This window comes from Thermus kawarayensis JCM 12314, from assembly GCF_055393575.1.
Genome location: NZ_AP043757.1, coordinates 14241 through 39012 on the forward strand (window position 1 = coordinate 14241; position 24772 = coordinate 39012).

Here is a 24772-nt window from a genome sequence, read left to right on the forward strand (position 1 = left end):
CCCAAAACTTAGACACTTTCACCTTGCCTCCCGTGTGGTGTCCCGCGTGCTTTGCCCCAGCGCCTCCTCCATCACCTCCTTTGGCGTCCGATAACCGAGCCCCGAGTGCAACCGGCTCTCGTGGTAGTAGCGTAGGCGCTCCCTCACCACCTCCCTTAGCTCCCCAAGGCTTCTGGCCTCCAAAAACTGGTCTCTCCCCTCCCCCTTGAACCGGGCAAAAAAGCTCTCCACCACCGGAGAAAATGTACGCTTCGCGTGACGCCCTTGGCCCCCATCAGGCTGTAGGAAAGCCCCTGCCCGTCCTTCAGCAGCAGCGTCCCCACCCAGTCGTGGCTCAGGAAAGGACCCCCCGCAACGTGGTGCACCAGGGCCCTGGGGAGCCTCCCCACCTGGGCCTGGAGAAAGGCCTTGGCCTCCTCCTAGGCCCCCAGGGCCAGCTCCGCCGAAGGGGACGGGCCCAGGCCGAAGGCCACCACCGTCCGCGTCCTGTGGGGAACGTAGCCGCCAAGGCGGCTGACCCAAGACGGGTACGAACCAGGCCTTCCCTCCCCGGTAGGGCAGGAGGGTGAAGTCGGTGTACCCGCTTTCCCGAAGGGAAACGCCTTGTGGAGCTCGAAGGGCTCAGGCTCCCTTTGCTTCAGCAGAAAACCCCGGAGGTCGGCCTTGTCCCCCGCCAGGAGCACGATCTGCAGCAGGGGGTTGGGCTTGGGCCTCCGGACGGCGTGCTTCAGGGAGAGGTGGAAGTCCTGCGTCACGGGCGGAAGCCCGTACCTTGCAAAGGCGGTGAATCCGTTGCAAGCTTAGCCCTTTGGACTGACGCGGAGCTCCTCGGTGACCCGGCGGTAGCCGTACCCAAGCTACGCTTCGCGTGACCGGGGTGCTCCAGCGGGATCTCTTCAATGGCCCTCTTGAGGCGGAGCTCCAGGTCTATTGACGGACCCATCAGGGTTTGTTAGCATCAAGACAAATCTAAGGGGAAAGAGTTGATGGTCCATATGGCGAAACAGTGGAAGTTAAAAGCCCTCGCAGATATATGGACAGGTGACCTGAACCGGGAGGGAAACTCCTTTAAGCCCACGGGTCTGTTAGGGTCCATCCGCTGGTGGTACGAGGTGCTTGTGCGGGGCCTTGGCGGAAAGGCGTGCGATCCCACTGCAGACGGCGTCCGCTGCCCGGCCGGGAATAAGAACCCTCACGAGCCCGGGCACCACTGTGTCGTCTGCGAGCTCTTCGGCTGCACCGGCTGGGCGCGCAAGTTCCGGCTCGTGATCTTGGACGAGAACGATAAAGTCATTCAGAAGCAGATCCGGGCAGGCCAGACCTTTACCCTACGTTTTATCCCCCTGCGGCCTATTACATCCGAAGAATGGTGCCTGCTGGACGCCACCCTTCGCCTCATTGCCGAGTATGGAGCCATAGGTGGGAAGACGGTGTTTAAGCCGTCGGATGAACAGAACAGACAAAACGAGCATCATCACCGGGATTTCGGCCTTGTGCAGTATGTGAAGTGTCCTGTGGGTTGGCAGTGTGACAAAACGCTTGAAGACATCCGAGCTTATGTAACTGACAACCGTTGGCTCACCGGCTTTCCCGACGATAATTTTTCCTGGGCTTCTTTGCAAAATTTTTGGTTTGTGAAGGGGCGGTATCTAACCAGAATAGATCCTGACAATAGCTCATTTAACAGGGTTGTGGGCCGTAACCAAAGTAAGCGATGTAAACGCTGTAATCAAGTTCACCTGCCAGGACAAAGATGTCCACAGACCAGTCGACACGAAAGGCGGTATAGCGACGATGATCCCCCGACTCAGTACGGTTGGCTCGCTGGTCGCCAGCAAGAGAGCAAGAAGGTGTTCAGTTTCAAGCACCCAGGAGAAGGCGGCCGCACTTTTGGCTTTGTGAAGCCGGGGCTGGTGGATTTTGACGAGATAAAGCGCCGCCTCGGGCAAGTCTGGCCTGGTTTCCAGCCCGAGAGGGAGTTTCAAATAGGTGCACAAATTTTGACCAAACTATTTGAGCAGGAGGAAGGCGCATGACCTGGGATTATTTTGTTTCTTTAAGCAACGACCCAGGACTACAAGAAACGCTGACCCTGCCTGAAGGCCTTGCGGGCGGTTTTGTGGATGAAGTTTCAGTGCGTTTTTTCCAGGCAGACAAAAAAAACGCCCGCTCTCGCTATATGCAACAGGCAAGTAGAAGCATCACGATTCCTGATCTAATCTTAGAGACTGAGCCGGATTTCCCCAATGTTCCTTCACGGAGTTGGCTCGCCCTCCAGGTGGACTTTGAACTCCTCACCCCGTGGTACTCCAAAGACGACCGGGTCTTCCATGTGCTGGACAACCCGGTGCGCAAGGACCGGGTCTTCGGGGTGCCCTTCATGGCGGCTTCGTCCTGGAAGGGAATGCTCCGCTGGGCCTGCCGGATGCAGGCCGGTTTGCGGGAGCACCTGGAGCGGCGCAACGGGAAACTGGACGGCTGGCGCGACCCGGACTGGATTTTGCACCTCTTTGGCCATGAGAAGGGCGAGGAGGAGCACGAGAAATTACATCAGGGCGCGCTGGTCTTCTACCCCACCTGGTTTGACCGCATAGGCTTTGAGGTCATCAATCCCCACAGCCGAGAGCGCCGCGCTGGCACAAAGCCCATTTATTACGAAGTAGTGCCGCCCGGCGCAAAAGGAACACTCTCGCTCCTTTATGCCCCCTGGCCGGGGATGAAGCCAGAGCTCAAACCCAAAGAATTCCTCCCCAATTTGTTAGAAGCCATTGAGGCTCTGCTCACTACCTACGGCATCTCCGCCAAGCGCACCGTAGGCTGGGGCACGGCGAAGATAACCAAGTGGCGCGCTTTCCACAAAACGCACGGCAGTGTGGAAAGAAATACTCGCGACGAGCTCTGGCAGGAAGTGGAAAGGTGGCTCAATTAGGGAGGTACACCATGAGCACTACCTTTTCCCCAGCTGAAACCCTGCGCCAGCACCGCCCTCTGCTTCTGGCCATGGAGGCCGTCGGCTGGTTCCACATGGCGGGCAAGGCCCGGGTTGAGTTTTTGCGACGCCATGGTGGTGAGAACGACAATGGCTATCAGGAGCGCAAGTGGCATCAGCAAGAGTCGCCGCCCTTCCCCTGGGATGACCTGCTGGGGTGGGTCAAACAACGTTACAACAGCGGCAACCTTGCCGACGCATGGCCCAATACTTTTGCCACATTTACCGAAAAGCACGGTGGGCGAGGGGCAAGCGATCCTGGACTACTAGGCCTACTTCAGGCCGGACACGGTACCGTATCCGGCGTTGAGAAAAATCTGCCGGCGTCCACATCTGACTACCTTGACCAGACCATTCCCCACATGTGGCTTTCTTCTCCCTGGGGTCATCCCAAGCGCAACCTGCTAGCCGACCCGCCGGAGATCCTTTCGCCGCAAGGGTGGCGCCAACTGGTGAATGAGATCCGTCGTGTGCTGGAGGAACTGTGCCATCTCGGTACACAGAACGTCCAGGATGTGGCCCTCTGGCAGCGCTGGCGTGAAGGAGCCATCGGCGAGGGCTCCTTCATCCGCCGGGCCTTTCTTTCCACTCTGGCCGAAACACGGCTTCCCAACAACGATGTGACTCTTTGGGACCAATCCTATGTGGCAGCTGCCCTGTTCAAGAGTGCGGTGGCAGGGGCATTGCTGGATCCTTCACCTAGCCTGACGGAGCAAGACATCGAAAAACGCCTTAGAACCCAGGTGGCAAACTGGAATAATTTAGGGAATAAGCGCCAGCAGATGGTGAACTCCTACTTGAAAAACAACACTCGCTGGCGCTTGCTTACTGTGGCCCTGGGTACGGAGCACTATGAGGCCCGGGCAGTAAAAATCGGCGACTGGACGGGGGCGCAGGGAACGATTGAAGAATTCTTCCGCCGGGTGGCCACGCTGGTGGAGGTGGACCTGGCGGTGGGCTCTTTGCTGTACCGCGATAGCAGCGTGGCCGTTTTCTCCTTCCCTGGGGAGCGGTTTGACGAAACGGTTCCGGCCGATTGGTTGAACGGGTGGGCGCGATGGTTGCAGGAACAAGTGGAAGAAATCGCCCGCGACCTGGACCTGGAAACTCCACCCTATGTGCGCCTGAGCCAGCCCACCCGTTCCCTGGTGCCCCTGGTGGAAGAATGGAGAGAGGCACAAAAGACCGTGGCCGTCCCGGTGCACAGACGATGGGATATTCGCTGGTTAATCCCCTCCGAGGCACATGGCCACGTCTGCCCCGTCTGCCAGGTGCGCCTGAACGGCGACCCCACCGACAAAGGCAAGCCCTGCCGGGTCTGCCGTGACCGCCGCCACCACCGCCGCGATGCCTGGCTTCAGGGCCAACTGGGCCACGACACCATCTGGTTTGAAGAGGTGGCCGACCGCAACGGCCGTCTGGCCCTGCTCACCCTTTCCCTGGACCTGGAAGACTGGCTCAACGGCAAGCGGGTGGACAGCCTGCGAGCCCAGGCCATCCCGGAGTGGGCACGGTTCAATCCTGTGCTTGATGGCACACCTAATCCACTAAACCCACAAAGCGCCTATGACAGTCTCTTAACCTATGTGCGGGGTAAACTTGTTTCCTTTAATAAGAATGATCCGGTTCTGAAGAATCTGTCAGAGGGATATAGGCACGAGAATGATTGGCCAGATTTTTTCTACAAGATCGTCGAGGACCGCGCGGACGCACCTCCATGGAACAACCTGAACGATGACCAGCGGGCGGCATGGCTGGCACATCAACTTTTCCGCAAACTGCCGTCACCGGGCCGGGTCTACCGCTTCTGGCGGGAAGCGGAAGAGTTTTTCCGAGACCTCCTGCGGGAGTTCCGGCAATTAGCAGCACGCAGCGACAACCCCTGGCGGGTGCGACGGCTGCTCTTGGTCCCAAGGGACCCAAGCGGATGGTCGGACGGAGAGGTCTACTCCGGCTCCTGGCGAGGTAAGCCCCTTAGCCTGCTTTACCTGAGCAACCTGGAGGGCTTCCTGACCATCTCCAACCTGGCTTGGCACTTGAAGCCCGAGGAGGCAAAGCGGGCCCTTCAGGGGCAAATGATCGCATTGCAAAAAGAAGACGCCTCTGGGAAGCCTCGGGATGTGGAGATATCCGAGGTGAAAGAGGTCTCTAGACCCCACAGCCATCTCGGCGTTTATTACCCTACCATCCCGCTGGAGCTTTCCCCCTTACGTTTGCGGGTGCTGGTGCCCTTGGAAGCCGCCTCCGCCTGCGTGGACCTGGCCCTGAGTCGGTGGCAGGAGCGCTTTGCCCGGGTGTGGGACCGCCTTCCCCTTCGCACGGGCGTGGTCGCCTTCCCCCGCCTGGTCCCCTATCAAGCGGTGGTGGAGGCCGCGCGGAACCTGGAAGAGACCTTGGAGGCCGAGGAGGAGGTTTGGGAAGTCCGAGAAGTCAAGCAAAAAGAGGGCGTGGTAGCTCTGTGCCTGCGGAGGAAGGATGGCCAAGAGGTCCTTCGGCTCGTGCCGGTAGGCCTGCCCGATGGCCGGGAGGACGTGTTCTACCCGTACGTGGCCGTGGAAGACCCAAAGGTGCGCTTTCCCCGGGACTTTCGGCACCCGGAGGGCCAGGTTTACCGGCATGTGGCCGACCTGCGACCGGGGGACCGAGTCCGGGTACTACCCGCGAGGGTGAAGACGCTCTTCATGGAAACCAACGCCGCCCGGTTTGACGCAACTCCTCCACGGTACCTGGAAGACTGGGCGGAGATGCGGGGAGTGTGGGAGCTCCTGCGGAGGGTTGCTCCAAGCCAAACGTCCCTGCAACGCCTCCGGAGCGAGCTGGCCCGCCTGGAGGAGGACTGGCACCCACCCGAGGGTGGGATGGAAGCCTCCTCCCAGCTGTGGCAGGCCACCCTGCGTGGCCTTCTGGCGGACTACCTGGGGGTGCAGGGTACGAGCTTGGAAAGCCTCACCCGAGCGGCCACGCGGGAAACTCTGCAGTGGGCCATAGACTGGCACTTAAGCGTTGTCAAAGAGGGTCTGCAGAGGAGGTAGGCATGGCAGGCTATAAAAAGTTTACACAAGTAGGCGTTGCCCTGGACCCTATCCACGTGGGGACCGGAGGTGCCCGCATCGGCCGGGTGGACCTGACCATCGTCCGGGACCCGGTCACCCAGGTGCCCAAGATCCCCGGCTCCAGCCTGGCGGGCGTGTACCGGACCTATGTGGCGATGCATTATGAGGAAGACCGCCAGCAGCAAATTCAGCAAGCCCGCCAATCAGGACAGCAGTTCCAGGGCAGACAGAAACCCTATTACCCCGATTGTGCCGGTCTGAGCCTGGACGAGAACCAAGGCCACTGCCGCCAGCCCGACTGCCCCGTCTGCACCGTCTTCGGCTTCGCCCGCGGCGCGGGCCAGGAGGGGGGCTTCGCCGGCCTGGCCGCCTTCACCGATGCCCACGTGCTCCTCTTCCCCGTGCCCACTCGCCAGGGGCCCATGTGGATTACCTGCCCCATGGCCCTGCGCTCGGTGGGGCTGGAGGTTAATGGGGTGGAGGACAACGCGGTATATATGCAGAGCAGTTCCAATAATCAGATTAACCTAGGGTGGCTTCTCCTTCCCGTGAAGGCGCTTGGCCAGATGAGGGCAGTAACCCAAAAACTTTCAAGCGTTTGTGTTCCAGACTACATCTCTCGCCGCCTGGCCCTGGCGCCCGACCACCTCTTCGCCCACATCGTCAACAGCAACCTCGAGGTCCGCACCTCGGTCTCCATCAACCCCGCAACCGGCGCCGCGGAGGAAAGGGCGCTCTTCTCCTACGAGGCCCTGCCGCGGGGCACGGTGCTGGTGTGGGAAATCATTGCCAAAAACCCGGCGCATTTCAACATTGGTGGGCAACCTATTACGGCAGTCACCGACCCGGACGCTGTTGGAAATGTAACCAAGAAAGCCCATCTCTACCTGGAACACCTGGGCATCGGCGGTATGGGCACGCGCGGGATGGGGCGGCTAAGGGTAGTCCACGACGGGGGATCCGCACCTTGCCAGCAAAGCCAGCCCTCGGGGCAGGGCGCCGCCTCGGGGGCAGGGCAACCTCAAGGGGGAGGTCGGCCATGAGCCGCGCTCACGGCATCAACCTGGACATCCTGTGCGCCGAACTGGGGTATCAGTTGGCCGACATCCGGGATGACAGGGGCAAGGGAATAGAAGAAAAGGTGTTCAACGAGGCCCTTGCGGTCTTGGAAGAGCAAGGTCCTTACGCCACGTTCCTTTACCTCGAGGCCAGGCACGACAGGTTCGCGCGCCACATCGACCAAAAGTCCCTAAACTTCTTGAAGGACGTTTTCCAGGACCGGCTCGAGGGGGCAGGCAACATCCTGGATGCCGTTAAGAAGCTGGCCGAAGACCTGGACGACCTCCTCTTTGCCCGGGACCTCCTGCGCGCGGCCTTTTCTTACGCCCGCTACCACCTGAAGGCTAAGGGTGGAGGCTCCTCATGAGCTGGAAGATCTACAGCTGGGTCTGGCAATTGCTTTCACCGGTCCACGTGGGCACCACCCCCGCAGGCTCCCTGAACCGTACACGCCTTTACGTCCCCGCCCGAACCCTCTGGGGCGCCCTCACGGCCCAGCTGGCCAGAAAGGAGGCGGGGGACGCTCCTCCCGACTACGGGGGCACGGGCGAGCGGCTCTCCGAAAAATGCCGCTTCAGCTACCTCTTCCCCGCCCAAAAGGAGGGGGAGCGCTACCTCGCCTGGCTCCCCAGGTACGAGGATGCGGAGGGGAGGGGGCTTGTTTGGCATCGCGAGGATAACGAGGGTAATAAGAAAGCGGACCGTGAGTTCCGCCTGTGGATGCTCACCGTGCGGCCGGGGACGGCCATAAGCCCAAGCACCGACGCCGCCCTCGAGGCCACCCTCCGGGAGTATGAGCTCCTGGCGGACTGGTCCTTCTGGGGCAAGCAGAAGGTTCCCCAGCCCGTTTTTCTCAAGGGCTACGTTTTCTGCCGGGAAGCCGACGTAGAGGCGGAGGTCCTGGAGATGGAAGAACTCTTCCTGGGGGGCGACACCCGGTACGGCCTCGGCAGGGTCAGAAGGGTGCACCTGGACGGCCAGCCTCCGGAGGGCTTCTTTGGTAAGCCCCTGGACCTTTCCAATAGGGAACCGATGGTGAGCACGGACACCCTCCTGGCCCATGCGGCTGTCCAAGAGGTAGCCAACACAGGGCTTTCAGGGGCCCGGGAGCAACTGGTTGAGTGGGATAACGGACAGTTGAAGGCAGGCCCTTTGGCTTGGGTACCGGGGTCGCGCACCCAATCCGATCCTCTGAAGTGGAAAATCGGGGAGGGCAACCTTTGGGAGCCGTTTTTTAGCCCATAACGGTGCCCCGGCCCTGGAGGCTCCCACGTAAGGGGCGGGCCGGGGACGGGACCGGGCCCCTTCTCCACCGCACGCACCCGGCAGGGTACGAACACCGCGGAAGCCTTGGAAACGGGCAACAGCCCCCTGAAGGGCCGCGCGTCCTGCACCGGGCCATCGGGAACCCAGGCCCAGCCCGGCGGGTTTGCCCTCATCCTAGCAGCCCTTGCAGCAGGGCGCAACTTCTGCGTTTCAAACCCTCATAGGTACGGTCAAAACCCCAAAAGGGCATAGAGCAGGTTTTCTAGCGGCTGGGACTGTTTCAAACCCTCATAGGTACGGTCAAAACGGGAGGTAGTCTTGAACGGAACGGTGTATCTCATTGGGTTTCAAACCCTCATAGGTACGGTCAAAACGCACGGGCTCCCACCTACCGCTACCAGCCGAAGCCCTGTTTCAAACCCTCATAGGTACGGTCAAAACGCTGACAACCAATCTGATAGCGGCGGTGGGGGGATAGTTTCAAACCCTCATAGGTACGGTCAAAACTGGTGATGGTGACTATGTTCCTAAACTACAATCTGTGGGACTAAAAGTTTCAAACCCTCATAGGTACGGTCAAAACCCGGGTTTGGTCCTTGTTTGTTTAGCATGGAGTGGAAGTTTCAAACCCTCATAGGTACGGTCAAAACGAGGGAGTACGCTTCGCAGAGAGCCTGGAGCGGACGTTGTTTCAAACCCTCATAGGTACGGTCAAAACCCGTTTTGAGGAGGTGTGCGATGGCAAACGAGTTGGGTTTCAAACCCTCATAGGTACGGTCAAAACCGAGGCCCTCCATAGCTTCTGGACCCGTCCCTGGTAGGTTTCAAACCCTCATAGGTACGGTCAAAACCCGACCGGGAGTCCCCGGGCCTCTGGAAGTTCGAGGAGGCGTTTCAAACCCTCATAGGTACGGTCAAAACGGCCCTTAGGGCGGTCCCCGAGGCCGAGGCTAAGGCGTTTCAAACCCTCATAGGTACGGTCAAAACAATACCATGGCGGACTTCACCGCCTACATCACCGCACTGTTTCAAACCCTCATAGGTACGGTCAAAACCGCTCGGCCACCTTTTGCACCTGGGCCGGGACGCGGGTTTCAAACCCTCATAGGTACGGTCAAAACGCCCACCCCGACTTCCGGCCCTAGGCTCAGCGGGCGTTTCAAACCCTCATAGGTACGGTCAAAACTCTACTTCGACGGAGAGCTATGGCACCAAAGGTAGAAGTTTCAAACCCTCATAGGTACGGTCAAAACCCGTTCCAGACTACACCCTGCCCCCCTCTGTGTGGCTGTTTCAAACCCTCATAGGTACGGTCAAAACTGATGATGGCGTCCTTGAGCCGGACGCGTTCCTGATTGTTTCAAACCCTCATAGGTACGGTCAAAACTGGGCGAAGGGCTCCACCAGCACCGCCGCCAGAAGAAGTTTCAAACCCTCATAGGTACGGTCAAAACTTGCCGAGGGGTGGCTTCCCGAAGTGAGCCGGGTGGGTTTCAAACCCTCATAGGTACGGTCAAAACTTCCTCCACATCCGCTTGGAGGCCGTAGCGAGCCATGTTTCAAACCCTCATAGGTACGGTCAAAACTCCTGGCCAACGCGGCCATGGACCTGGAGGTGAACGAGTTTCAAACCCTCATAGGTACGGTCAAAACCTGCCAGGGCGGCCAGAGCCCGGCTAAACCCCTCGTTTCAAACCCTCATAGGTACGGTCAAAACATGGAGCTCCCCATCTACTGGAAAGGTGACCTCGCCATGTTTCAAACCCTCATAGGTACGGTCAAAACTACGTCCAGGCCGAGGTGTTCGCCATGCCTGCCACGTTTCAAACCCTCATAGGTACGGTCAAAACACCGCACCATCGCCTTGACCTCCGAGGTCAGCCGTTCGGGTTTCAAACCCTCATAGGTACGGTCAAAACGCTACAGGAGGGAGTAGATGCATAGGGTCTACCTAGAGGTTTCAAACCCTCATAGGTACGGTCAAAACAGGAAGCGACGCTAGGGGTAGGCGCGGAGGACATCGTGTTTCAAACCCTCATAGGTACGGTCAAAACAGGAGACTCTGCCGGCTACCCTGACCGTGGTAATTGTTTCAAACCCTCATAGGTACGGTCAAAACCCCTTTGGGGGGAGGGGTGGGGGGAGGGGGGATACAAGTTTCAAACCCTCATAGGTACGGTCAAAACTTGGGGGGCCGGGCCTCGCATCAAGGCCCGATGGGCGTTTCAAACCCTCATAGGTACGGTCAAAACTCGGGGTCCGGGGCACGGGGTGGGCCGGGGCCCCGTGTTTCAAACCCTCATAGGTACGGTCAAAACGGGCATTGCGGCTTGCTCCTAGCAAACACTCCGCGTTTCAAACCCTCATAGGTACGGTCAAAACCCCTTAACATCCCCCACAGCACGCGCGTCTCTCATGAAGCTTTAATCCCGGTTTTCAAGAACCCCTGCGGCCGAACGGGGAAACTCCGGCCACCTGAACCCCAGGATAAGGGGTCGGGGGTGTTGCGTCAACCCCCCCGGGTTTTGGGGGGGATTGGGGGTTGGAGTCAAAGTGTGCTCAGTTCAAATAATCTGGCCGGGTTCGTTTTTGGACGTCCCTAGGACCTCTATCCTCAGGGATTGCCTGCTGGGAAAGACGTAAAACCGCACCGCATCGGAAGGCTCAACCACCTTGGTCAAATCCGCCTTCAGGCGGGCAAGCTGGGAGGGAGAAAGCTCCCCCTCCAGGACCGAGTTCTGCACCCAGGTCAGGTAACGCCGCCCTACCTGGAGCACCTTGGTCACGCGCTCCACCGCCACGTCGTAGACCATCACCACGTACATGCCCCTAGACCCTCACCACGCCCACGGCCCGCCCTTCCACCAGGAGGACCTCCCCCTGGTAGCGCACGGGCAAGGGCTCTCCTCGGAGCTCCAGGGCCAGCTCCCCCACCTGCTTGGGCCTCCGCCCAGGCCCCAGGGCTATGGGAAAGCGGTCCCGGTAAAGCCGGGTCCCCGGGGGAGGAGCCTCGAGGCGGAGCCGGTCGGCCCACCACCAGCCCACCCCCTTCCCTTCCCAGCCCTCCCTCACCTCCCCCTCCCCGAGGAACACCTCCTCGGCCCAGGCCAGGGCGAAGGCAGGCCCGAGGGAGAGGGGATAGGCCGGGGACTCCAAGGCCCGGGCCAACTCCTCCAGAAGGGCCTCCTCCCTCGAGGCCACGTGGACCTCAAAGGCCACCCCTCCCCCCTCCTCCCCCACCAGGAACTGGATGGGGATCTGGGTCCGGCCTTCCTTGTGGAGGCCCCGCAGCTCCTCCAGCCTCCCCTCCTTCAGGAAGAGGTAGTTCACCGTCTGGAAGAGGAGCCTCTGGACCCCCAGGGGGCGGGCGGAGAGGTAGAGGCCCGAAAGGAGGTCCACGTACTCCGGCCCCAGGCCCAGGGCCGCCCCCAGGAGGCCCTGGAGGGTGGTGGGGGGCGGCACGGGGTAGGTGAGGGCGGAGGAGTTGGTGTAGAAGCGGCGGAAATGGGCCCGCTTTCCCTTCAAGACGAAGCGCAGGACCCTCAGAAGGCCACCTCCTCCACCTCAAACCCCTCCAGGGAAAGGCCCTCCACCTCGAGGTCCGGGTGGCGCCAGAACCGCACCCGGGCGATGTCCTCTTGGAAGCGCCTTAGGGCGCCGCTCAGGCTGCTGGCCTCCAGGACGTAGTCCCGGACGGAGCGGATGGCCTCCGGGGACCTCCCTTCTAGGGGGCGCACCCGAAGGCCGTCCCGGGGGTCCCCCAGAGGGCGGAAGCCTTCCCTCCAGTCCACCCGCAGGTAGAGCCTGGGCGTCTGGCCCACCTTGCTCCGGGTGGTGGCCCCCTCCAGAAGGCCCTCCAGGAGGCCCCGCTCCAGCACCCCCAGGTCCTCCGGGGTGAGGCCCACCCCCTGGGCCCGCCTGGAGGAAACCCGCCCCCAGAAGGCAATGAGGGCGTAAGGCACCCGGTGGTCCTTGCCAAAGGTGCCGTGCTCCCCTTTCCCCCCCTCCGTCCTGCCGGCGAACTGGCTGGAGATGGTGTCGGTGCGGACCTCCACGGGATGGAGGGAGTAACCCCACTCAAACTGCACCGGGCCCGCGAACTGCCCCGTGCCCCCCCTGTCCTCCCCCTCCCCCTTGATGGGGAGGACCGCCCCGAAGAGCCGCACGTCCCGCAGACGCCCCAGGTACCAGCGCAGAAACTCCGGGCTTAGGTCCTTCTTCTTGGCCCCCGCCTCCTTTCCCGTTTCTTTCCGGTAGAGGGCCTTGAGCTCCTCCAGCCTCCCGTCGGCGTCGGTGCGGGTACCGTCCTCAAGGGTGCGCACCCACACGTCCTCGCCCCGGGCCAGAAGGAAGTCCCGCACGTAGCGCTTGAGGCGGAGGTCGCTCACCAAGAGCCTCCGCCCCACGTGGTCCATGCGGGGGCGGTTCTCGGCATCGGGGTCGCCGTTGGGGTTGGCGTCCTTGGCCTCGTAGAGGAACAGGATCTCGGCGTTAAGAACCCTCTCCCTTCCCTCCATGCTCCACCTCCTTCTTGCCCGCCCTCAGGCGCCGGGCGCGCGCCTGGGCGTAGCCCATGAGGATGTAGTAGGGCACCTCGCGGTTGGAAAGGCCTCCCCGGGCCCTTTCCATGAGGTCGGTGGCCCGGCCCAGAAGGTCCAGGACGCGGGTGCGCTCCTCCCCTTCCAGGTAGTAGACCGCCTTGCCCATGACCTCGGGCACCAGGTGGCGCACCTGGAAGAGGCCCATGCCCTGCCAGCCCAGGGCCTCCAGAAGGGGCTCCTTGCGGTACTCGTAGAGCCTGGCCTGGGCCTGCCCCACGGCCTCCATGGCCTTGCCCAAGAGGTAAAGCCCCGCCTCCAGGGGCCCAAACCCGTAGGCCCGGAAAATCTCCTCCTCTTCTCCCAAGGGAAAAGCGCTGTCCAAGGTCTTCTCCTCCATCTTCCCTCCCCAAAGCCCAAGCCGCACCAGAACCCAGACCCACCCCGCCCCCAAGGCCGCCAAGTCCAGAGCCCCCCGGGGGCCCCGGTAGCGGCCCAGGGCGTAGAGGGTGGCGTCCTCCCGGAAGGCCCGCTCCGCCGCCCGGAGGAAGAGGGGCACCCAGTCCCCGGGGTGGAAGGGCAGGCCCAGGAAGAGGCGCGAGACCGCCCTCAGGGCGAGGCCCGCCCCCGGCCCACCCCTGCCTCGGTCCAGGGGCAGGAGGTAGAGCCAGTCCCCGAGCCCCTCCACCCGGAAGCCCCTTTCCACCGCCTCCTCCATGGCCTGAAAGAGGGCCTCCACCCGGGAGGGGGGGACTTCCAGGAGGACCTCCTCCGCCTTGGTGGCCGCCTGGGACCTGCGGAAGAGGAGGAGGGAGAAGCCCAGGTAGCCCACCTCCTCCCACCTCCCCTGTGCCCGCCCCAGGAACTCCCGCCAGGCCTCGAGGCGCTCAAGCCCCCGCACCTGGGCGAGAAGCCTCTCCAGGAGGAGGGAAAGCCTCTCGGGCTCCGGGTCCGCCTCGGGCAGGACCAGGGCCTCCGTGCCCAGGAAGCGGAGGGTGAGGCGCTCCAGGGCGAAGCGCTCCCCCACCTGAAGGTCCTGGAAGCACTCCTGACAGAGGGCGTAGGCCTGAGGGAAGGCCTCCTCCCGGACCCCCGGGGCGAAGCCCTTCTTGTCGGTGATGTAGAACTTGAGCTGGAAGTCGGCGAAGTGCCCCACCACGGGCACCCCTTCCCGGCCGCAGGCGTGGCAGAGGCCCGTAACCCCCTCCCGGAACCGCTTCTCCCCCTCCAGGAGGCGGCGCAGGTAGTCCCGGTACTGGGGAAACTCGGCCAGGGGCTTGCCCTCCAGGGCCAGGCTGAAGAGGACCGTCTCCCCCCTCCCAGGCGTCTCCACGCCCCAGGCCCTTTCCAGGACCGCCGCCATGCGTTGGGCAAGCCCCCCGGCGTTTCGGTCCTTGGGCTCCAGATGGGACCAAAGGTCCTCCTCCACCAAGAGCCTTCCCCCCTCCACCCGGAAGGGCTCCGCCCGGGCGTCTTCCGCCCCCTCCAGGGCGTAGTCCCTCAGGTCCAGGAGGAGGCGGGCCCTGCCCCCGGGCCTCTCCGGGTCCCAGAGGAGCCCCCGGAGCAGGGGCTCGAGGCGGGGGTCCTCCGCCAAGCGGGTGGGGACCTGCCCCAAGAGGTAGGCGAGCCTCCGGGTGGTGGCCCGGTCCCGGGGAGCGTTGCTGGCCGGGGGGTCCCCCACCCAGAGGAAGCGGCGGCTCTGCTCCTCGTCCAGCTGGTAGCGCTGGAGGCGGGCCCTTTTGCTCCTGGGGTGGAGGTCCAGGAGGTAGAGAAGGCCCCTGGCGGGCTGGACGTACGCCTCCAGGCCGCCCCCCAGGGCCCGCCCCAGGGCGAGGAGGGCCCTCAGCATCCCTCCACCTCCCGCACGAACCCGAACCCCTGGCTGTTCTTGGACCCGAGGCCCGTGAGGAGGGCCAGGCGCACCAGGTGGGGGGCGCCCTGCAGGCGGTAACGGCCCATCCAGCCCTCCACCCAGGTGCCCTTGTACCGCTCCAGGCGCTTGTGGCCCGGCCGGAAACCCAGGGGCCGCACCCGGAAGGGGCCCTCCTCCAGGCCCAGGGCCCTGGCCTTGCGGTGGAGGTTGGCCTCCAGGAGGAGGGCGAACTCCCGGTTCAGGGGGTTGAAGTAGACGGTGGCCCCGCCCTCGCCGCGGTAGGCGGTGATGGGGGCGAGGGCCTCCACCACCACCTCCCCGCCCAGGGGAAGGGGCTCCAGGTCCAGCCCCAGGAGGCGGAGGAAGAGCCCGTGGACCTCGAGGCCCCCCCGCGTCCAAAGCCCCTGCCCCAGGGCCCCCACCACCTCGGCCAGGGCGGAGGCGAAGTAGAGGACCACCTCCCCCTCCGCCAGGAAGGCCTTCTCCTCGCCAAGGTACCTCAGGCCCAGGAGGCGGCTAAAGACGAAGAGCTTCAAGGGGCGGTCCGCGGGCAGGAGGCCCCGGTCGTGAAGCCTCTCCCCCAGGGGGGAGGGGAGGGCCTGGTAAAGGGCCGCCTGAAGCCCTTCCCGGTAGGTCACCGGAAGACGACCCTCGGCGTGAAAGCGGAGCCTGAGCCTTCCTCCCGTGAGCGGGTTCATCTTGCCTCCAGCATACCATCCTCCCTATCCTGGTTCCTAAGGAAGCATGGCCCTCCTCGCCCGCACCCGGCCGGAAGAACCCCTCCTGGACCACCTCCGGGGGGTGGGGGAGCTGGCGGAGCGCTTCCTGGCCCCCCTGGGCCTCGGTCCCCAGGGACGGGTGGCCGGCCTGGCCCATGACCTGGGCAAGGCCACGCCCTACTTTCAGGATTTACTCCAAGGAAAGCGGCCCAAGGACGACCCCCGCACCTGGCACACCCTCCCCGGGGCCCTCTTCGCCGCCTGGACGGCGAGGCGGTGGGGCCTGGAGGGGGACGCCCTTCTCCTCTTCCTGGCGGTGCTGGCGCACCACGGGAGCCTGCCCTCCCCCTGGGAGCGCCTGCCCCTCTCCCTCCTCCAGGGCCAAAAGCCCCGGGAGGGGGCCTGGAAGGTCCTCCCGGAACAGCTCAGGGGCCTGGACTCCCCGGGGTTCAGGGAGCTGGTGGCCTCCCTGGGCCTCCCGGACCCCGGCCCCTTCCTGGAGGGGGGGGCCTGGGAGGAGGCGGGGCGGCTCGCCCGGGAGGCCGACGCCCTCCTGGACCGAGAGGGCAGGGACCTTTCCCGCCACTACCGCCTCGCCCTCCTCTACTCCGCCCTCCTGGACGCCGACCGGAGGCTGGCCGGGAAAGCCCCGCTCCCCTCCCCCACCCCCCTGCCTCCCGAGGCCGTGGAGGCCCACCTCTCCACCAAGGACCCCAAGGGACCCCTGGGCCCCCACCGGGAGGCCCTCCTTCGGGGCGTGGTCCGGGCCCTGGAGGCGCCCCTGGAGCAGCTTTTCCCCGCCCGCCTCACCCTCACCGCCCCCACGGGGGCCGGGAAGACCCTGGCCGCCCTCCGCTTCGCCCTGGGCCTCAGGGAGCGGGTGTGGGCCGAGCGGGGGTTCCTCCCCAAGGTGGTCTACGCCCTCCCCTACGTGAGCATCGCCGACCAGGTGGCGGAGGAGGCGGAGGCGGTGCTCCGCCAGGGGGGGTTGGACCCCTCCCGGCACCTCCTCGTCCACCACCACCTGGCCCTGGCCCGACTCCGGGAGGAGGAGCCCGTGGAAGAGGCCCTGCTCCTGCGGGAGACCTGGGACCGGGAGGTGGTGGTCACCACCTTCCACCAGGTCTTCCCCGCCCTGGTGGGCCCGGGGAGCGGGCTCAGGCCCCTCCACGCCCTGGCCCAGGGAGCCATCCTCATCCTGGACGAGGTGCAGACCCTCCCCGCCGAGCTTTGGCCCCTCCTTCGGGGCCTCCTCAGGGAGCTCCCCGGAAACGTCACCGTGGTGAGCATGACCGCCACCCAACCCCGCCTGGTGGAGGGGAGGGAGATCGCCCCCAGGCTCCCCGGCTACCCCCGGCGGGTAAGGCTCGCCTGGGGGGAGGAGAGGACCCTGGAGGACCTAGCCCGGCGCCTACTCCGGGAGGGCCCGAGGAGCCGCCTCGTGGTCCTGAACACCGTGCGGGAGGCCGTGGAGCTCTACCGCCGCCTCAAGGAGGGGGGCTTGCCCCACCTCCACCTCCTCACCAGCCACCTCATGCCCAAGCACCGCAGGGCGCGCCTGCGGGCCATCCGGGAGGGCCTGGGGGCGGGCCTTCCCCTCACCCTGGTGGCCACCCAGGTGGTGGAGGCGGGGGTGGACCTGGACTTCCGGGAGGGCTTCCGGGCCTTCGCCCCCCTGGAGAGCCTTCTGCAGACCGCGGGCCGGGTGAACCGGGGAGCCTGGGGGGAGGGTCGGCTTTGGGTGCTGGACCTCGAGGGCGGAAGCGGAAAGTGGGTCTACGGCGCCATCCTCTTGGAGCGCACCCGCCGGGTCCTGGGGGAGGCCCTGGAAAGGGGGCTTTCCGACCTGGAGGCCTACGCCCTCCTCGAGGACTACTACCGCCTGGTGGAGGAGGGCATCAGCCAGGCGGAGGGGCGCAAGAAGCTGGAGAGCCTGGCCTCCTTGGACTACGGGGCCTTCGGAAGCCTGCGGCTCACCGAGGGAGCCCCTACCCTGCCCATCTTCGTGGAGTGGGACGAGGAGGCCACGAGGCTCCTCCGGGAGCTGGAGGGGGCCTTCCGGGAGAGGGACCCGAGGGCGCGGCGCCTCGAGGTGCGGCGCCTCCTTCCCCGCCTCGAGGCCTACACGGTAAGCCCCCTCCTGCAGCGGGCCCTCCAGAACCTGCCCCCGCCCCTTCTCGGCAGGGAGGACTGGAGGCACGTCCCCCGGGAGGCCCTGGCGGACTACTACCAGGAGGAGGTGGGGTTTCTGTGGGAGATGGACCAGTTCCTCTGACGGCCACCCTGTTCGGGTACTTCGGGGTCTGCCCCCGGGAAGCCTGGCTCATGGGACACGCCCTGGAGCCCTTCCCCGAGCACGAGCTTCTGGCCCTGGGCAGACTCCTCCAGGAAAGGAGCTATTCCCGAGAGCGCAAGGAGGTGGCCCTGCCCGGGATGCGGCTGGACCTCCTGGGCCGGGGCGGGAAAACCCTGGTGGTGGCCGAGGTGAAGCGAAGCTCGGGGGAGAGGGAAGCCCACCTCCTCCAGCTCGGCTACTACCTCCTGCGGCTCAGGGAGATGGGCCTCGAGGCCCAAGGAGAACTCCGCTACCCCGAGGAGAGGCGGGTGGAGCGGGTGGCCCTCACCCCCGAGCTGGAAGCCCGGGTGCGGGAGGCGGAAGAGGCCCTGCAGGAGCTCCTGGCACAGCCCGCACCCCCACCCCCGAAGAGGATTCCCGCCTGCTCAGGGTGTGCCTATTTTGAGTTCTGCTTCGTGGGGGAAGAGGATGGCTAAGCCGGTGTACGTCTTCGCCTCGGGCAGGCTTGGGCGCGTGGCCAACACCATCGTCTTGGAAACGGAGGAGCGCAAGCGGCACCTGCCCGTGGAGCAGGTCTCGGAGCTCTACCTCTTCGGCGAGGTGGAGCTGAACAAACGCTTCCTGGAGTTTGCCGCGCAGAAGAGGATCCTGCTTCACTTCTTCAACCGCTTCGGCTACTACGTGGGCTCCTTCTATCCCAGGGAGCATCTCCTGAGCGGATACCTCACCCTGCGCCAGGCGGAGCACTACCTGGACGGGCGGCGCAGGCTGGACCTGGCCCGGCGCTTCGTGGCTGGAGGCTTGGAGAACCTCCGGCGCCTCCTGCGCAAAGAGGGGACCAGGGGGAAGGAGGTAGAGGAGGCCCTGGACTTCCTGGACCGCCTTCTCCCCCAAGTAGAGGAAGCGGGAAGCGTGGGGGAGCTGATGGCCCTCGAGGGGCAGGCGCGGGAAGCCTACTACGACACCTGGGAGACCCTACTGGGAGAAGAGTGGGCCCTAAAGCGGAGCCGGAGACCGCCCAAAGACCCGGTGAACGCCCTGGTCAGCTTCGGCAACAGCCTCCTCTACACGGCGGTCCTCGCCCAGATCTACCAGACCCACCTGGACCCCAGGATCGGCTTCCTCCACGAGGCCAACTATCGGCGCCACTCCCTCAACCTGGACGTGGCGGAGGTCTTCAAGCCCGTTCTGGTGGATCGCCTCATCTTCCGCCTCGTGCGACGGGGACAGATCAGAGCGGGCCATTTTCTCCGGGAAGGGGACGGCGTCTTCCTGTCAGAAGCAGGGAGACGGCTGGTGGTGGAAGAGTGGGAGAAAACCCTCCAGACCACCTACCGGCATCTCACCCTGCGTCGTTCCGTCTCCTACCGCACCACCCTCCGCCTAGAGCTTTACAAGCTGGAAAAACACCTTATAGGAGAGGTCTCCTACGTGCCCTACCGCCTTCGTTAAGCTGGCTTCATCGGGGGGTTGACGCAACACCCCCGGCCCCTTATCCTGAGGCTCAGGTGGCCGGAGCTTCCCCGTTCGGCCGCAGGGGTTCTTGAAAACCGGGATTAGAGTCTCATGAGAGGCGCGCGTGCTGTAGGGGATGTTAAGGGTTTTGACCGTACCTATGAGGGTTTGAAACTCGTTGCGCTCTCCCTCGCTGAGCTTTCGATGGCCCTGGTTTTGACCGTACCTATGAGGGTTTGAAACGCCATCCTTGCCAGCAAGTGCGCGGCGAGATACCAGAGTGTTTTGACCGTACCTATGAGGGTTTGAAACGGGTCAGCCACCCACCCCCCACGTACCAGGCGAAGGCGGTTTTGACCGTACCTATGAGGGTTTGAAACCTCCAGATATGGTGGTTTAACCTGTACATGGCACCTCCGTTTTGACCGTACCTATGAGGGTTTGAAACTACGCACCTGAGCGAGGTCGGGGCGGGAAAGGTTCAGGAGTTTTGACCGTACCTATGAGGGTTTGAAACGATCGCCTCTCCGAACGCTATCACCGCTCCCGCGGAGTTTTGACCGTACCTATGAGGGTTTGAAACCTCGTCCACCTTGGCGCCGATGAGCGGGCTGAACGGCGTTTTGACCGTACCTATGAGGGTTTGAAACGCTGGCTAAAGTCAGCTAAACCCATACGCAATCTAGAGTTTTGACCGTACCTATGAGGGTTTGAAACCCTGGCCTAGCCCCTCCTCCCCGGAGAAAAGAGGAGGAGTTTTGACCGTACCTATGAGGGTTTGAAACTTGCATACAACTATGACTTACAGAAGATATTAACAGCGTATGAGTTTTGACCGTACCTATGAGGGTTTGAAACGTAAACAACTACTAAGTACAGTAGTTACTAAGATCAGTGTTTTGACCGTACCTATGAGGGTTTGAAACCCTTTGCCCTGGCCGGCCTTTCGTGGTGGCTCCTGTTTTGACCGTACCTATGAGGGTTTGAAACCCGGATGCGCTCCTGCAGGTTCACTCCGCCCTCCTCTCCAGTTTTGACCGTACCTATGAGGGTTTGAAACTTGCCGAGAACCCACATGATGGGAGAGGCGATAAGCCCGTTTTGACCGTACCTATGAGGGTTTGAAACGCGAACGCCATCATGAAAGCCGAGACAAAGGCGAAGCGCAGGTTTTGACCGTACCTATGAGGGTTTGAAACCCCCCCTTCCCGGGGGTCAGTATTCCACAACGACCCTCGTTTTGACCGTACCTATGAGGGTTTGAAACTTCGAGATGATCTGGATCTCCCCGTTCATGAGGCGCAGCCGTTTTGACCGTACCTATGAGGGTTTGAAACTTCCCACAAGGGAGGCGAGACCGCGAGCAGGGCGGCGTTTTGACCGTACCTATGAGGGTTTGAAACTCCGAATCCTCCGGAAATCAAAAAACGAAGCTCCAGAAGAGTTTTGACCGTACCTATGAGGGTTTGAAACCTCCTCCATCCGCTATCTATGTGAGCCTACATACGGCTGGTTTTGACCGTACCTATGAGGGTTTGAAACTTCTATGACCTCGTGCAGTTCGCTGAGGCAGGTACCCCTGTTTTGACCGTACCTATGAGGGTTTGAAACGTGCCTGCTGGTGCCCGTTGGTTCCGGCTGTTTAGGGTTTTGACCGTACCTATGAGGGTTTGAAACCCCGCATCATGGCCCAGTACGCCATGCGGGACCGGGCGTTTTGACCGTACCTATGAGGGTTTGAAACCTGCTATGGTCACATGCATGGCCTCTAGCATGTCGTGTTTTGACCGTACCTATGAGGGTTTGAAACCCATGCCCTGCAGAAGCCGCCTGAGAATCTCCCTGGTCGTTTTGACCGTACCTATGAGGGTTTGAAACTCGGCACAGGAGCGGTGGCCGCCGGTGGGCTTCTGGGGTTTTGACCGTACCTATGAGGGTTTGAAACAAAGCGTCGAGGTAGTGGTGGAGCTTCCACCGGGCTAGGGTTTTGACCGTACCTATGAGGGTTTGAAACTCGGCATCCTGAGGAGGAAAGATGCATGAGGGAGAGGCGTTTTGACCGTACCTATGAGGGTTTGAAACCCTTCCTCTGGAGGAGGATCCACTTCCCATCCTCGCTCTTGTTTTGACCGTACCTATGAGGGTTTGAAACGCCTCCTGGCGGCGGTGCTGGTGGAGCCCTTCGCCCAGGTTTTGACCGTACCTATGAGGGTTTGAAACTGTGGCGTGCCGTTCATGACTGGGGGGCCGTGTACGTGTTTTGACCGTACCTATGACCCACATTCCGCACCCCCTTCACTCCAGCAGGTAATATCGCCCGGCCCCCAGGAGGCGCACCGCGTTCTCGTGATGGGGAGCCAGGTTGATGACCAGCAACTTGCCCCCCAGCTCCACCAGGCGAACCCACATGAACAGTTGAAACACCCAGCGCAAGGTGGGCTTGGCTGTGGGTCTCCCCTTCTGGTCCGGCAGGCTGGACCCCGTCCCCTCCAGCCTCCGCCTCAGCGCCCACTCCCCCAGGGCGTACACCAGAAGGGCCAGGGCCATCCCCATCCCCAGGGCCATCACCCGCTCGGGCCGCTTCAAGAAGGTGCTCTCCGCAAAGAATAGGGGGTCCTTCAGAAACCGGAACCCCCGCTCCACCGTCCGGGCCTGGTCCTTGTACCGCCTCAGCACCTCCTGAGGGGGAAGCCTCTCCCGGTCCAGCACGTTGGTGGCCAGGAGGAACCGCCCCAGCCCCCGCCTCGCCTGCTTCACCTTCCCCTCGTCCACCTCCACCCGGGCCAGGAGACGGTAGCCCACCACCTTTGGAACCTCCCCCTTCCTGGGACGCCCCACCCTCCCCCGCCGCCTCTCCTCCCGCACCCCCAGGTACACCAGGCGGTGGTAGGGGAGCCCCCGGCTCACCTCCTCCAGGGCCCGCCGGGCGTCCGCCTCACAGGCAAAGGTCCGAGCCGTCAGCTGGCCCAGGACCTTCAAGGTAGCTTCGCTGACCTGCGCCTCCCCTTCGCCCCGCGCTATCCGCTGCTGGAGGCTCGCTTCCTCCATCCTGGCCCGCTCCTGGCTCTCCACCAACAGCCAGCGCTGCCGCACACCCCCGTACTCGCGCTCCACCTCCAGCCCCCGGTAGCCCGGCAGCAGAGACCTCCAGGCCTCCTGGGGTAACTCCTTGCGCGGCAGGACCTTGGCCTCCTTGAGGGTGGCCGGCACCCGCATGACCCAGGAGAACCCCTGCAGGGCCCCCAGGTTCTCCTGGCTGTAGCTGGCCCCGTCCAGCACCCCCACCTCCCCCAGGTCCAGGCCCTCCCGGAACCGGGACACCAGGGCCACCAGGGTCTTGGCGTGGCTGGCGTTCCCGTCCTGGGGAGCGAAGAGGAGAGGGATGCCCCCCGTGTCCGCGCACACCAGGCTCATCACCCACTGCTTCAGGTCCGGGCGGTGGTCCCGGCTGTACCCCTGCACCAGGCGGATAGCCCCCTCTTCCTCCCCCTCCCCGTACCGCCCGTGCACGTGAAAGCTGGTGGCGTCCGCATGCAGGGCCCGTACCGGCAAGGGAAAGGCCTGGCGTGCCCTCAAGGTAGCTTCGCTGACATTGGCCACCTCCAGGAAGAGCTCTGTCACCCCCGCCTGGTAGATGACGTCCAGCATGCGGCCCATGCGGTCGTCGTTCAAAAGCTCTGGAAAAGCTCTGGGGTGATGCCCTCCCCCAGGAGCCACTCCGTGGGTTTGCCTTCCCAGTAGTGGCCGAAGAGGTAGAGGGGGGAAAAGACAAAGCCCAGGGCGTTCAGAATGGCCGCCTACAAGGTAGCCCCTTCGGGGCTGACCAGGGCCACCCCCGTGCTCACCTTCTCCCCCGGGCGGGGGCCCACCCGTTCGTCCACCAGGGGGACCAGCCCGATGCGGTCCACGATGCTGGCCACCAGGCCCAGGTGGCCGAGGTCGTACACCTGCAGGTCGGGTGTGGCTGCCTTCCTAAAATCCTAACGAGGGGAAGGAGGGGTGCGGAATGTGGGTTGGGGGCCGTCGTAAAGGTCCCCCACCGGGAGCTACGCGGCCCTGGCCAACCGCTCACCAGCAAGGGTAGCGTGGCCGGATAGACCCGGGTCGCGAGACCAGAGCGCAAGCGCTTACCCCCTCCAGAGCCGCTCCATCACCGCCCCGAGGGGAGCGGCGAGGACTCCCTCCCCCACGGGGAAGGTCTCCCCTCCCGGGTAGACCACAAAGGCCTCCCGGGGCTCGAGGTCCTTCAAGGCCTCGTGGAACCCCCGAGAAGGCCTGGGGTCCAGGCTTCGCTTGACCTCCACGGCCCAGAGCCTTCCCCCGGGCAGGAGGAGGACCAGGTCTACCTCCGCCCCGGCCCGGGTGCGGTAGAAGTAGGCCTCGCACCCCTCGGGAATCACCCGGAGGAGGTTTTCCACCACGAAGCCCTCGTAGCTCCTTCCCACCACAGGGTGGGCGAGGAGGTCCTCCAGGGTCCGGAGCCCCAGGAGGGCGTGGACCAGACCGCTGTCCCGCAGGTAGAGCTTGGGGCTTTTCACCAGGCGTTTCCCCACGTTGGCTTCCAGGGGAGGCAGGCGCCTTAGCAGGTAGAGGTCCACCAGGAAGTCCAGGTGGCGGTTCACCGTGCGCCCGTCCAGGCCAAGGTTTCTGGCCAGGGCGGAGGTGTTCAGGAGCTCCCCCTGAAGGTGGGCCAGCATGGTGAGGAAGCGGCGGAGCGCCTCCGCGGGAAGCCGCCCCCCGAGGAGGGGGATCTCCCGCTCCACGTAGGACCGGAGAAAGTCCAGGCGCCAGCGAAAGCTCTCCTCGTCCCCCAAGGCCAGGAAGCTCTCGGGAAAGCCCCCCCGGAGCCACAGGACGGGCTCGGCCTCCCGGCCTACCTCCAGCAGGTCAAAGGGGGAAAGCTCCAGGTAGCTGGCCCGGCCCGCCAGGCTCTCCCCCGCCTGGCGGCTCACCTCGGGGGAGAGGGAGCCCAGGAGGAGGTAAAGGCCGCTTCGCAAGCCCCGCCTGCGGGCGCGGTCCACGAGGCTACGGAGGAGGGGGAAGAGCCCGGGCATGCGGTGGACCTCGTCCAGGATCACCAGGCGGCCCAGGTAGGCCTCCAGGTAGAGCTCGGGGGCGGAGAGCTTGGCCCGGTCGGCCTCCGATTCCAGGTCTAAGTAGAGGGCTTCCCGCCTTTTAGCCACCTCCAGGGCCAGGGTGGTCTTGCCCGCCTGTCGGGGGCCGGTGAGTACCACCACGGGAACCTGCTCCAGGCGGGCTTCCAGCAGGGGTTGCAGACGTTGGGGTATCATCCCTGCTAATTTAGCATTACGATGTCCAAAAAGCAAGGAAATGAAGGTGCCGCGAGAAGTCGTGTATCTTCTTCCGCCGTTCCCCGAGTATAAGAGGCTGTCGTAAAAGCCCTCCACCGGGCTGGGCCTGGGGTCCCGATAGCCCGGCGCAGGACGCGCAGCCCTCCAGGGGGCCGTTGCCCTTTTATGGCCAAGTTTCAACCGTACCTACTGAGGGTTTGAAACGTTGGTCG

Annotated in this window: 16 protein-coding genes, 1 pseudogene and 2 CRISPR repeat arrays; of the genes and pseudogenes, 9 read left to right on the plus strand and 8 right to left on the minus strand. The window is 63.7% G+C overall.

Annotated features, from left to right (window positions below; all coding sequences use genetic code 11):
* Window positions 1-18 precede the first annotated feature (18 nt).
* Window positions 19-231, minus strand: a complete 213-nt coding sequence (locus ACZ5RK_RS11350; RefSeq protein ID WP_464910112.1) for an integrase core domain-containing protein — start codon at window positions 229-231, stop codon at window positions 19-21.
* Between the two features lie 764 nt (window positions 232-995).
* Between ACZ5RK_RS11350 and cmr1 the strand changes: the two genes are divergently transcribed.
* The 6 genes from cmr1 to ACZ5RK_RS11380 are packed head-to-tail and all read left to right on the plus strand — an operon-like array spanning window position 996 to window position 8346.
* Window positions 996-2036, plus strand: a complete 1041-nt coding sequence (gene cmr1, locus ACZ5RK_RS11355) for a type III-B CRISPR module RAMP protein Cmr1 (RefSeq protein WP_464910113.1) — start codon at window positions 996-998, stop codon at window positions 2034-2036.
* The gene (locus tag ACZ5RK_RS11360; RefSeq protein WP_464910114.1) at window positions 2033-2929 is read left to right on the plus strand and encodes an RAMP superfamily CRISPR-associated protein; all 897 of its coding nucleotides are present in this window, start codon (window positions 2033-2035) and stop codon (window positions 2927-2929) included. The genes cmr1 and ACZ5RK_RS11360 overlap by 4 nt, the downstream gene beginning before the upstream one ends.
* Window positions 2930-2940: 11 nt before the next feature.
* The gene (locus ACZ5RK_RS11365; RefSeq protein ID WP_464910115.1) at window positions 2941-6021 is read left to right on the plus strand and encodes a hypothetical protein; all 3081 of its coding nucleotides are present in this window, start codon (window positions 2941-2943) and stop codon (window positions 6019-6021) included.
* 2 nt (window positions 6022-6023) lie between these two features.
* A complete protein-coding gene (locus ACZ5RK_RS11370) occupies window positions 6024-7085 on the plus strand; it encodes an RAMP superfamily CRISPR-associated protein (RefSeq protein ID WP_464910116.1) in 1062 nt (353 codons plus the stop codon).
* The gene (locus ACZ5RK_RS11375) at window positions 7082-7468 is read left to right on the plus strand and encodes a hypothetical protein (RefSeq protein WP_054647172.1); all 387 of its coding nucleotides are present in this window, start codon (window positions 7082-7084) and stop codon (window positions 7466-7468) included. Before ACZ5RK_RS11370 ends, ACZ5RK_RS11375 begins: the two co-directional genes overlap by 4 nt.
* Entirely contained in the window at window positions 7465-8346 is an 882-nt protein-coding gene (locus ACZ5RK_RS11380; protein WP_464910117.1) for an RAMP superfamily CRISPR-associated protein, read from the plus strand. The genes ACZ5RK_RS11375 and ACZ5RK_RS11380 overlap by 4 nt, the downstream gene beginning before the upstream one ends.
* 228 nt (window positions 8347-8574) lie before the next feature.
* Window positions 8575-10749: a CRISPR direct-repeat array (repeat unit 30 nt; unit sequence GTTTCAAACCCTCATAGGTACGGTCAAAAC).
* Between the two features lie 182 nt (window positions 10750-10931).
* Here the strand turns inward: ACZ5RK_RS11380 and cas2 are convergent.
* The 5 genes from cas2 to cas6 are packed head-to-tail and all read right to left on the minus strand — an operon-like array spanning window position 10932 to window position 15476.
* Window positions 10932-11192 carry a CRISPR-associated endonuclease Cas2 gene (cas2, locus tag ACZ5RK_RS11385; RefSeq protein ID WP_464910118.1) on the minus strand — a complete coding sequence of 87 codons (261 nt, stop codon included), beginning with the start codon at window positions 11190-11192 and terminating at the stop codon, window positions 10932-10934.
* A gap of 4 nt (window positions 11193-11196) precedes the next feature.
* Window positions 11197-11892: a CRISPR-associated protein Cas5 gene (gene cas5 / locus ACZ5RK_RS11390; RefSeq protein WP_464910119.1), complete on the minus strand. Its 696-nt coding sequence runs from the start codon at window positions 11890-11892 to the stop codon at window positions 11197-11199.
* A gap of 17 nt (window positions 11893-11909) precedes the next feature.
* Entirely contained in the window at window positions 11910-12884 is a 975-nt protein-coding gene (cas7b, locus tag ACZ5RK_RS11395) for a type I-B CRISPR-associated protein Cas7/Csh2 (RefSeq protein ID WP_464910120.1), read from the minus strand.
* Window positions 12859-14754: a TM1802 family CRISPR-associated protein gene (locus ACZ5RK_RS11400; protein WP_464910121.1), complete on the minus strand. Its 1896-nt coding sequence runs from the start codon at window positions 14752-14754 to the stop codon at window positions 12859-12861. Before ACZ5RK_RS11400 ends, cas7b begins: the two co-directional genes overlap by 26 nt.
* On the minus strand, window positions 14748-15476 hold the full coding sequence (gene cas6 / locus ACZ5RK_RS11405; RefSeq protein WP_464910122.1) for a CRISPR-associated endoribonuclease Cas6: 729 nt from the start codon (window positions 15474-15476) through the stop codon (window positions 14748-14750). The genes ACZ5RK_RS11400 and cas6 overlap by 7 nt, the downstream gene beginning before the upstream one ends.
* Window positions 15477-15522: 46 nt before the next feature.
* Here cas6 and ACZ5RK_RS11410 point away from each other — a divergent pair, with 46 nt between their 5' ends.
* Genes ACZ5RK_RS11410 through cas1b form a run of 3 tightly spaced genes read left to right on the plus strand, consistent with a single transcriptional unit; the run spans window position 15523 to window position 19245 of the window.
* Window positions 15523-17772, plus strand: a complete 2250-nt coding sequence (locus tag ACZ5RK_RS11410; RefSeq protein WP_464910123.1) for a CRISPR-associated endonuclease Cas3'' — start codon at window positions 15523-15525, stop codon at window positions 17770-17772.
* The gene (cas4, locus tag ACZ5RK_RS11415; RefSeq protein ID WP_054647627.1) at window positions 17748-18269 is read left to right on the plus strand and encodes a CRISPR-associated protein Cas4; all 522 of its coding nucleotides are present in this window, start codon (window positions 17748-17750) and stop codon (window positions 18267-18269) included. Before ACZ5RK_RS11410 ends, cas4 begins: the two co-directional genes overlap by 25 nt.
* Complete coding sequence (gene cas1b / locus ACZ5RK_RS11420; protein WP_464910124.1) at window positions 18262-19245, plus strand: type I-B CRISPR-associated endonuclease Cas1b; 984 nt, start codon at window positions 18262-18264, stop codon at window positions 19243-19245. Before cas4 ends, cas1b begins: the two co-directional genes overlap by 8 nt.
* A 148-nt stretch (window positions 19246-19393) precedes the next feature.
* Window positions 19394-21468: a CRISPR direct-repeat array (repeat unit 30 nt; unit sequence GTTTTGACCGTACCTATGAGGGTTTGAAAC).
* A gap of 75 nt (window positions 21469-21543) precedes the next feature.
* Here the strand turns inward: cas1b and ACZ5RK_RS11425 are convergent.
* Both ACZ5RK_RS11425 and ACZ5RK_RS11430 read right to left on the minus strand, forming a co-directional pair.
* Window positions 21544-23201, minus strand: a pseudogene (locus ACZ5RK_RS11425) (IS1634 family transposase).
* Window positions 23202-23375: 174 nt separating this feature from the next.
* Complete coding sequence (locus ACZ5RK_RS11430) at window positions 23376-24539, minus strand: ATP-binding protein (protein WP_464910125.1); 1164 nt, start codon at window positions 24537-24539, stop codon at window positions 23376-23378.
* Window positions 24540-24772: the final 233 nt, after the last annotated feature.

Bases quoted from the DNA above. Each gene is read 5' to 3' on its own strand.
- cmr1 (WP_464910113.1), top strand. From the start codon at position 996: ATGGCGAAACAGTGGAAGTTAAAAGCCCTCGCAGATATATGGACAGGT.
- ACZ5RK_RS11360 (WP_464910114.1), top strand. From the start codon at position 2,033: ATGACCTGGGATTATTTTGTTTCTTTAAGCAACGACCCAGGACTACAA.
- ACZ5RK_RS11365 (WP_464910115.1), top strand. From the start codon at position 2,941: ATGAGCACTACCTTTTCCCCAGCTGAAACCCTGCGCCAGCACCGCCCT.
- ACZ5RK_RS11370 (WP_464910116.1), top strand. From the start codon at position 6,024: ATGGCAGGCTATAAAAAGTTTACACAAGTAGGCGTTGCCCTGGACCCT.
- ACZ5RK_RS11375 (WP_054647172.1), top strand. From the start codon at position 7,082: ATGAGCCGCGCTCACGGCATCAACCTGGACATCCTGTGCGCCGAACTG.
- ACZ5RK_RS11380 (WP_464910117.1), top strand. From the start codon at position 7,465: ATGAGCTGGAAGATCTACAGCTGGGTCTGGCAATTGCTTTCACCGGTC.
- cas2 (WP_464910118.1), bottom strand. From the start codon at position 11,192: ATGTACGTGGTGATGGTCTACGACGTGGCGGTGGAGCGCGTGACCAAG.
- cas7b (WP_464910120.1), bottom strand. From the start codon at position 12,884: ATGGAGGGAAGGGAGAGGGTTCTTAACGCCGAGATCCTGTTCCTCTAC.
- ACZ5RK_RS11400 (WP_464910121.1), bottom strand. From the start codon at position 14,754: ATGCTGAGGGCCCTCCTCGCCCTGGGGCGGGCCCTGGGGGGCGGCCTG.
- cas6 (WP_464910122.1), bottom strand. From the start codon at position 15,476: ATGAACCCGCTCACGGGAGGAAGGCTCAGGCTCCGCTTTCACGCCGAG.
- ACZ5RK_RS11410 (WP_464910123.1), top strand. From the start codon at position 15,523: ATGGCCCTCCTCGCCCGCACCCGGCCGGAAGAACCCCTCCTGGACCAC.
- cas1b (WP_464910124.1), top strand. From the start codon at position 18,262: ATGGCTAAGCCGGTGTACGTCTTCGCCTCGGGCAGGCTTGGGCGCGTG.
- ACZ5RK_RS11430 (WP_464910125.1), bottom strand. From the start codon at position 24,539: ATGATACCCCAACGTCTGCAACCCCTGCTGGAAGCCCGCCTGGAGCAG.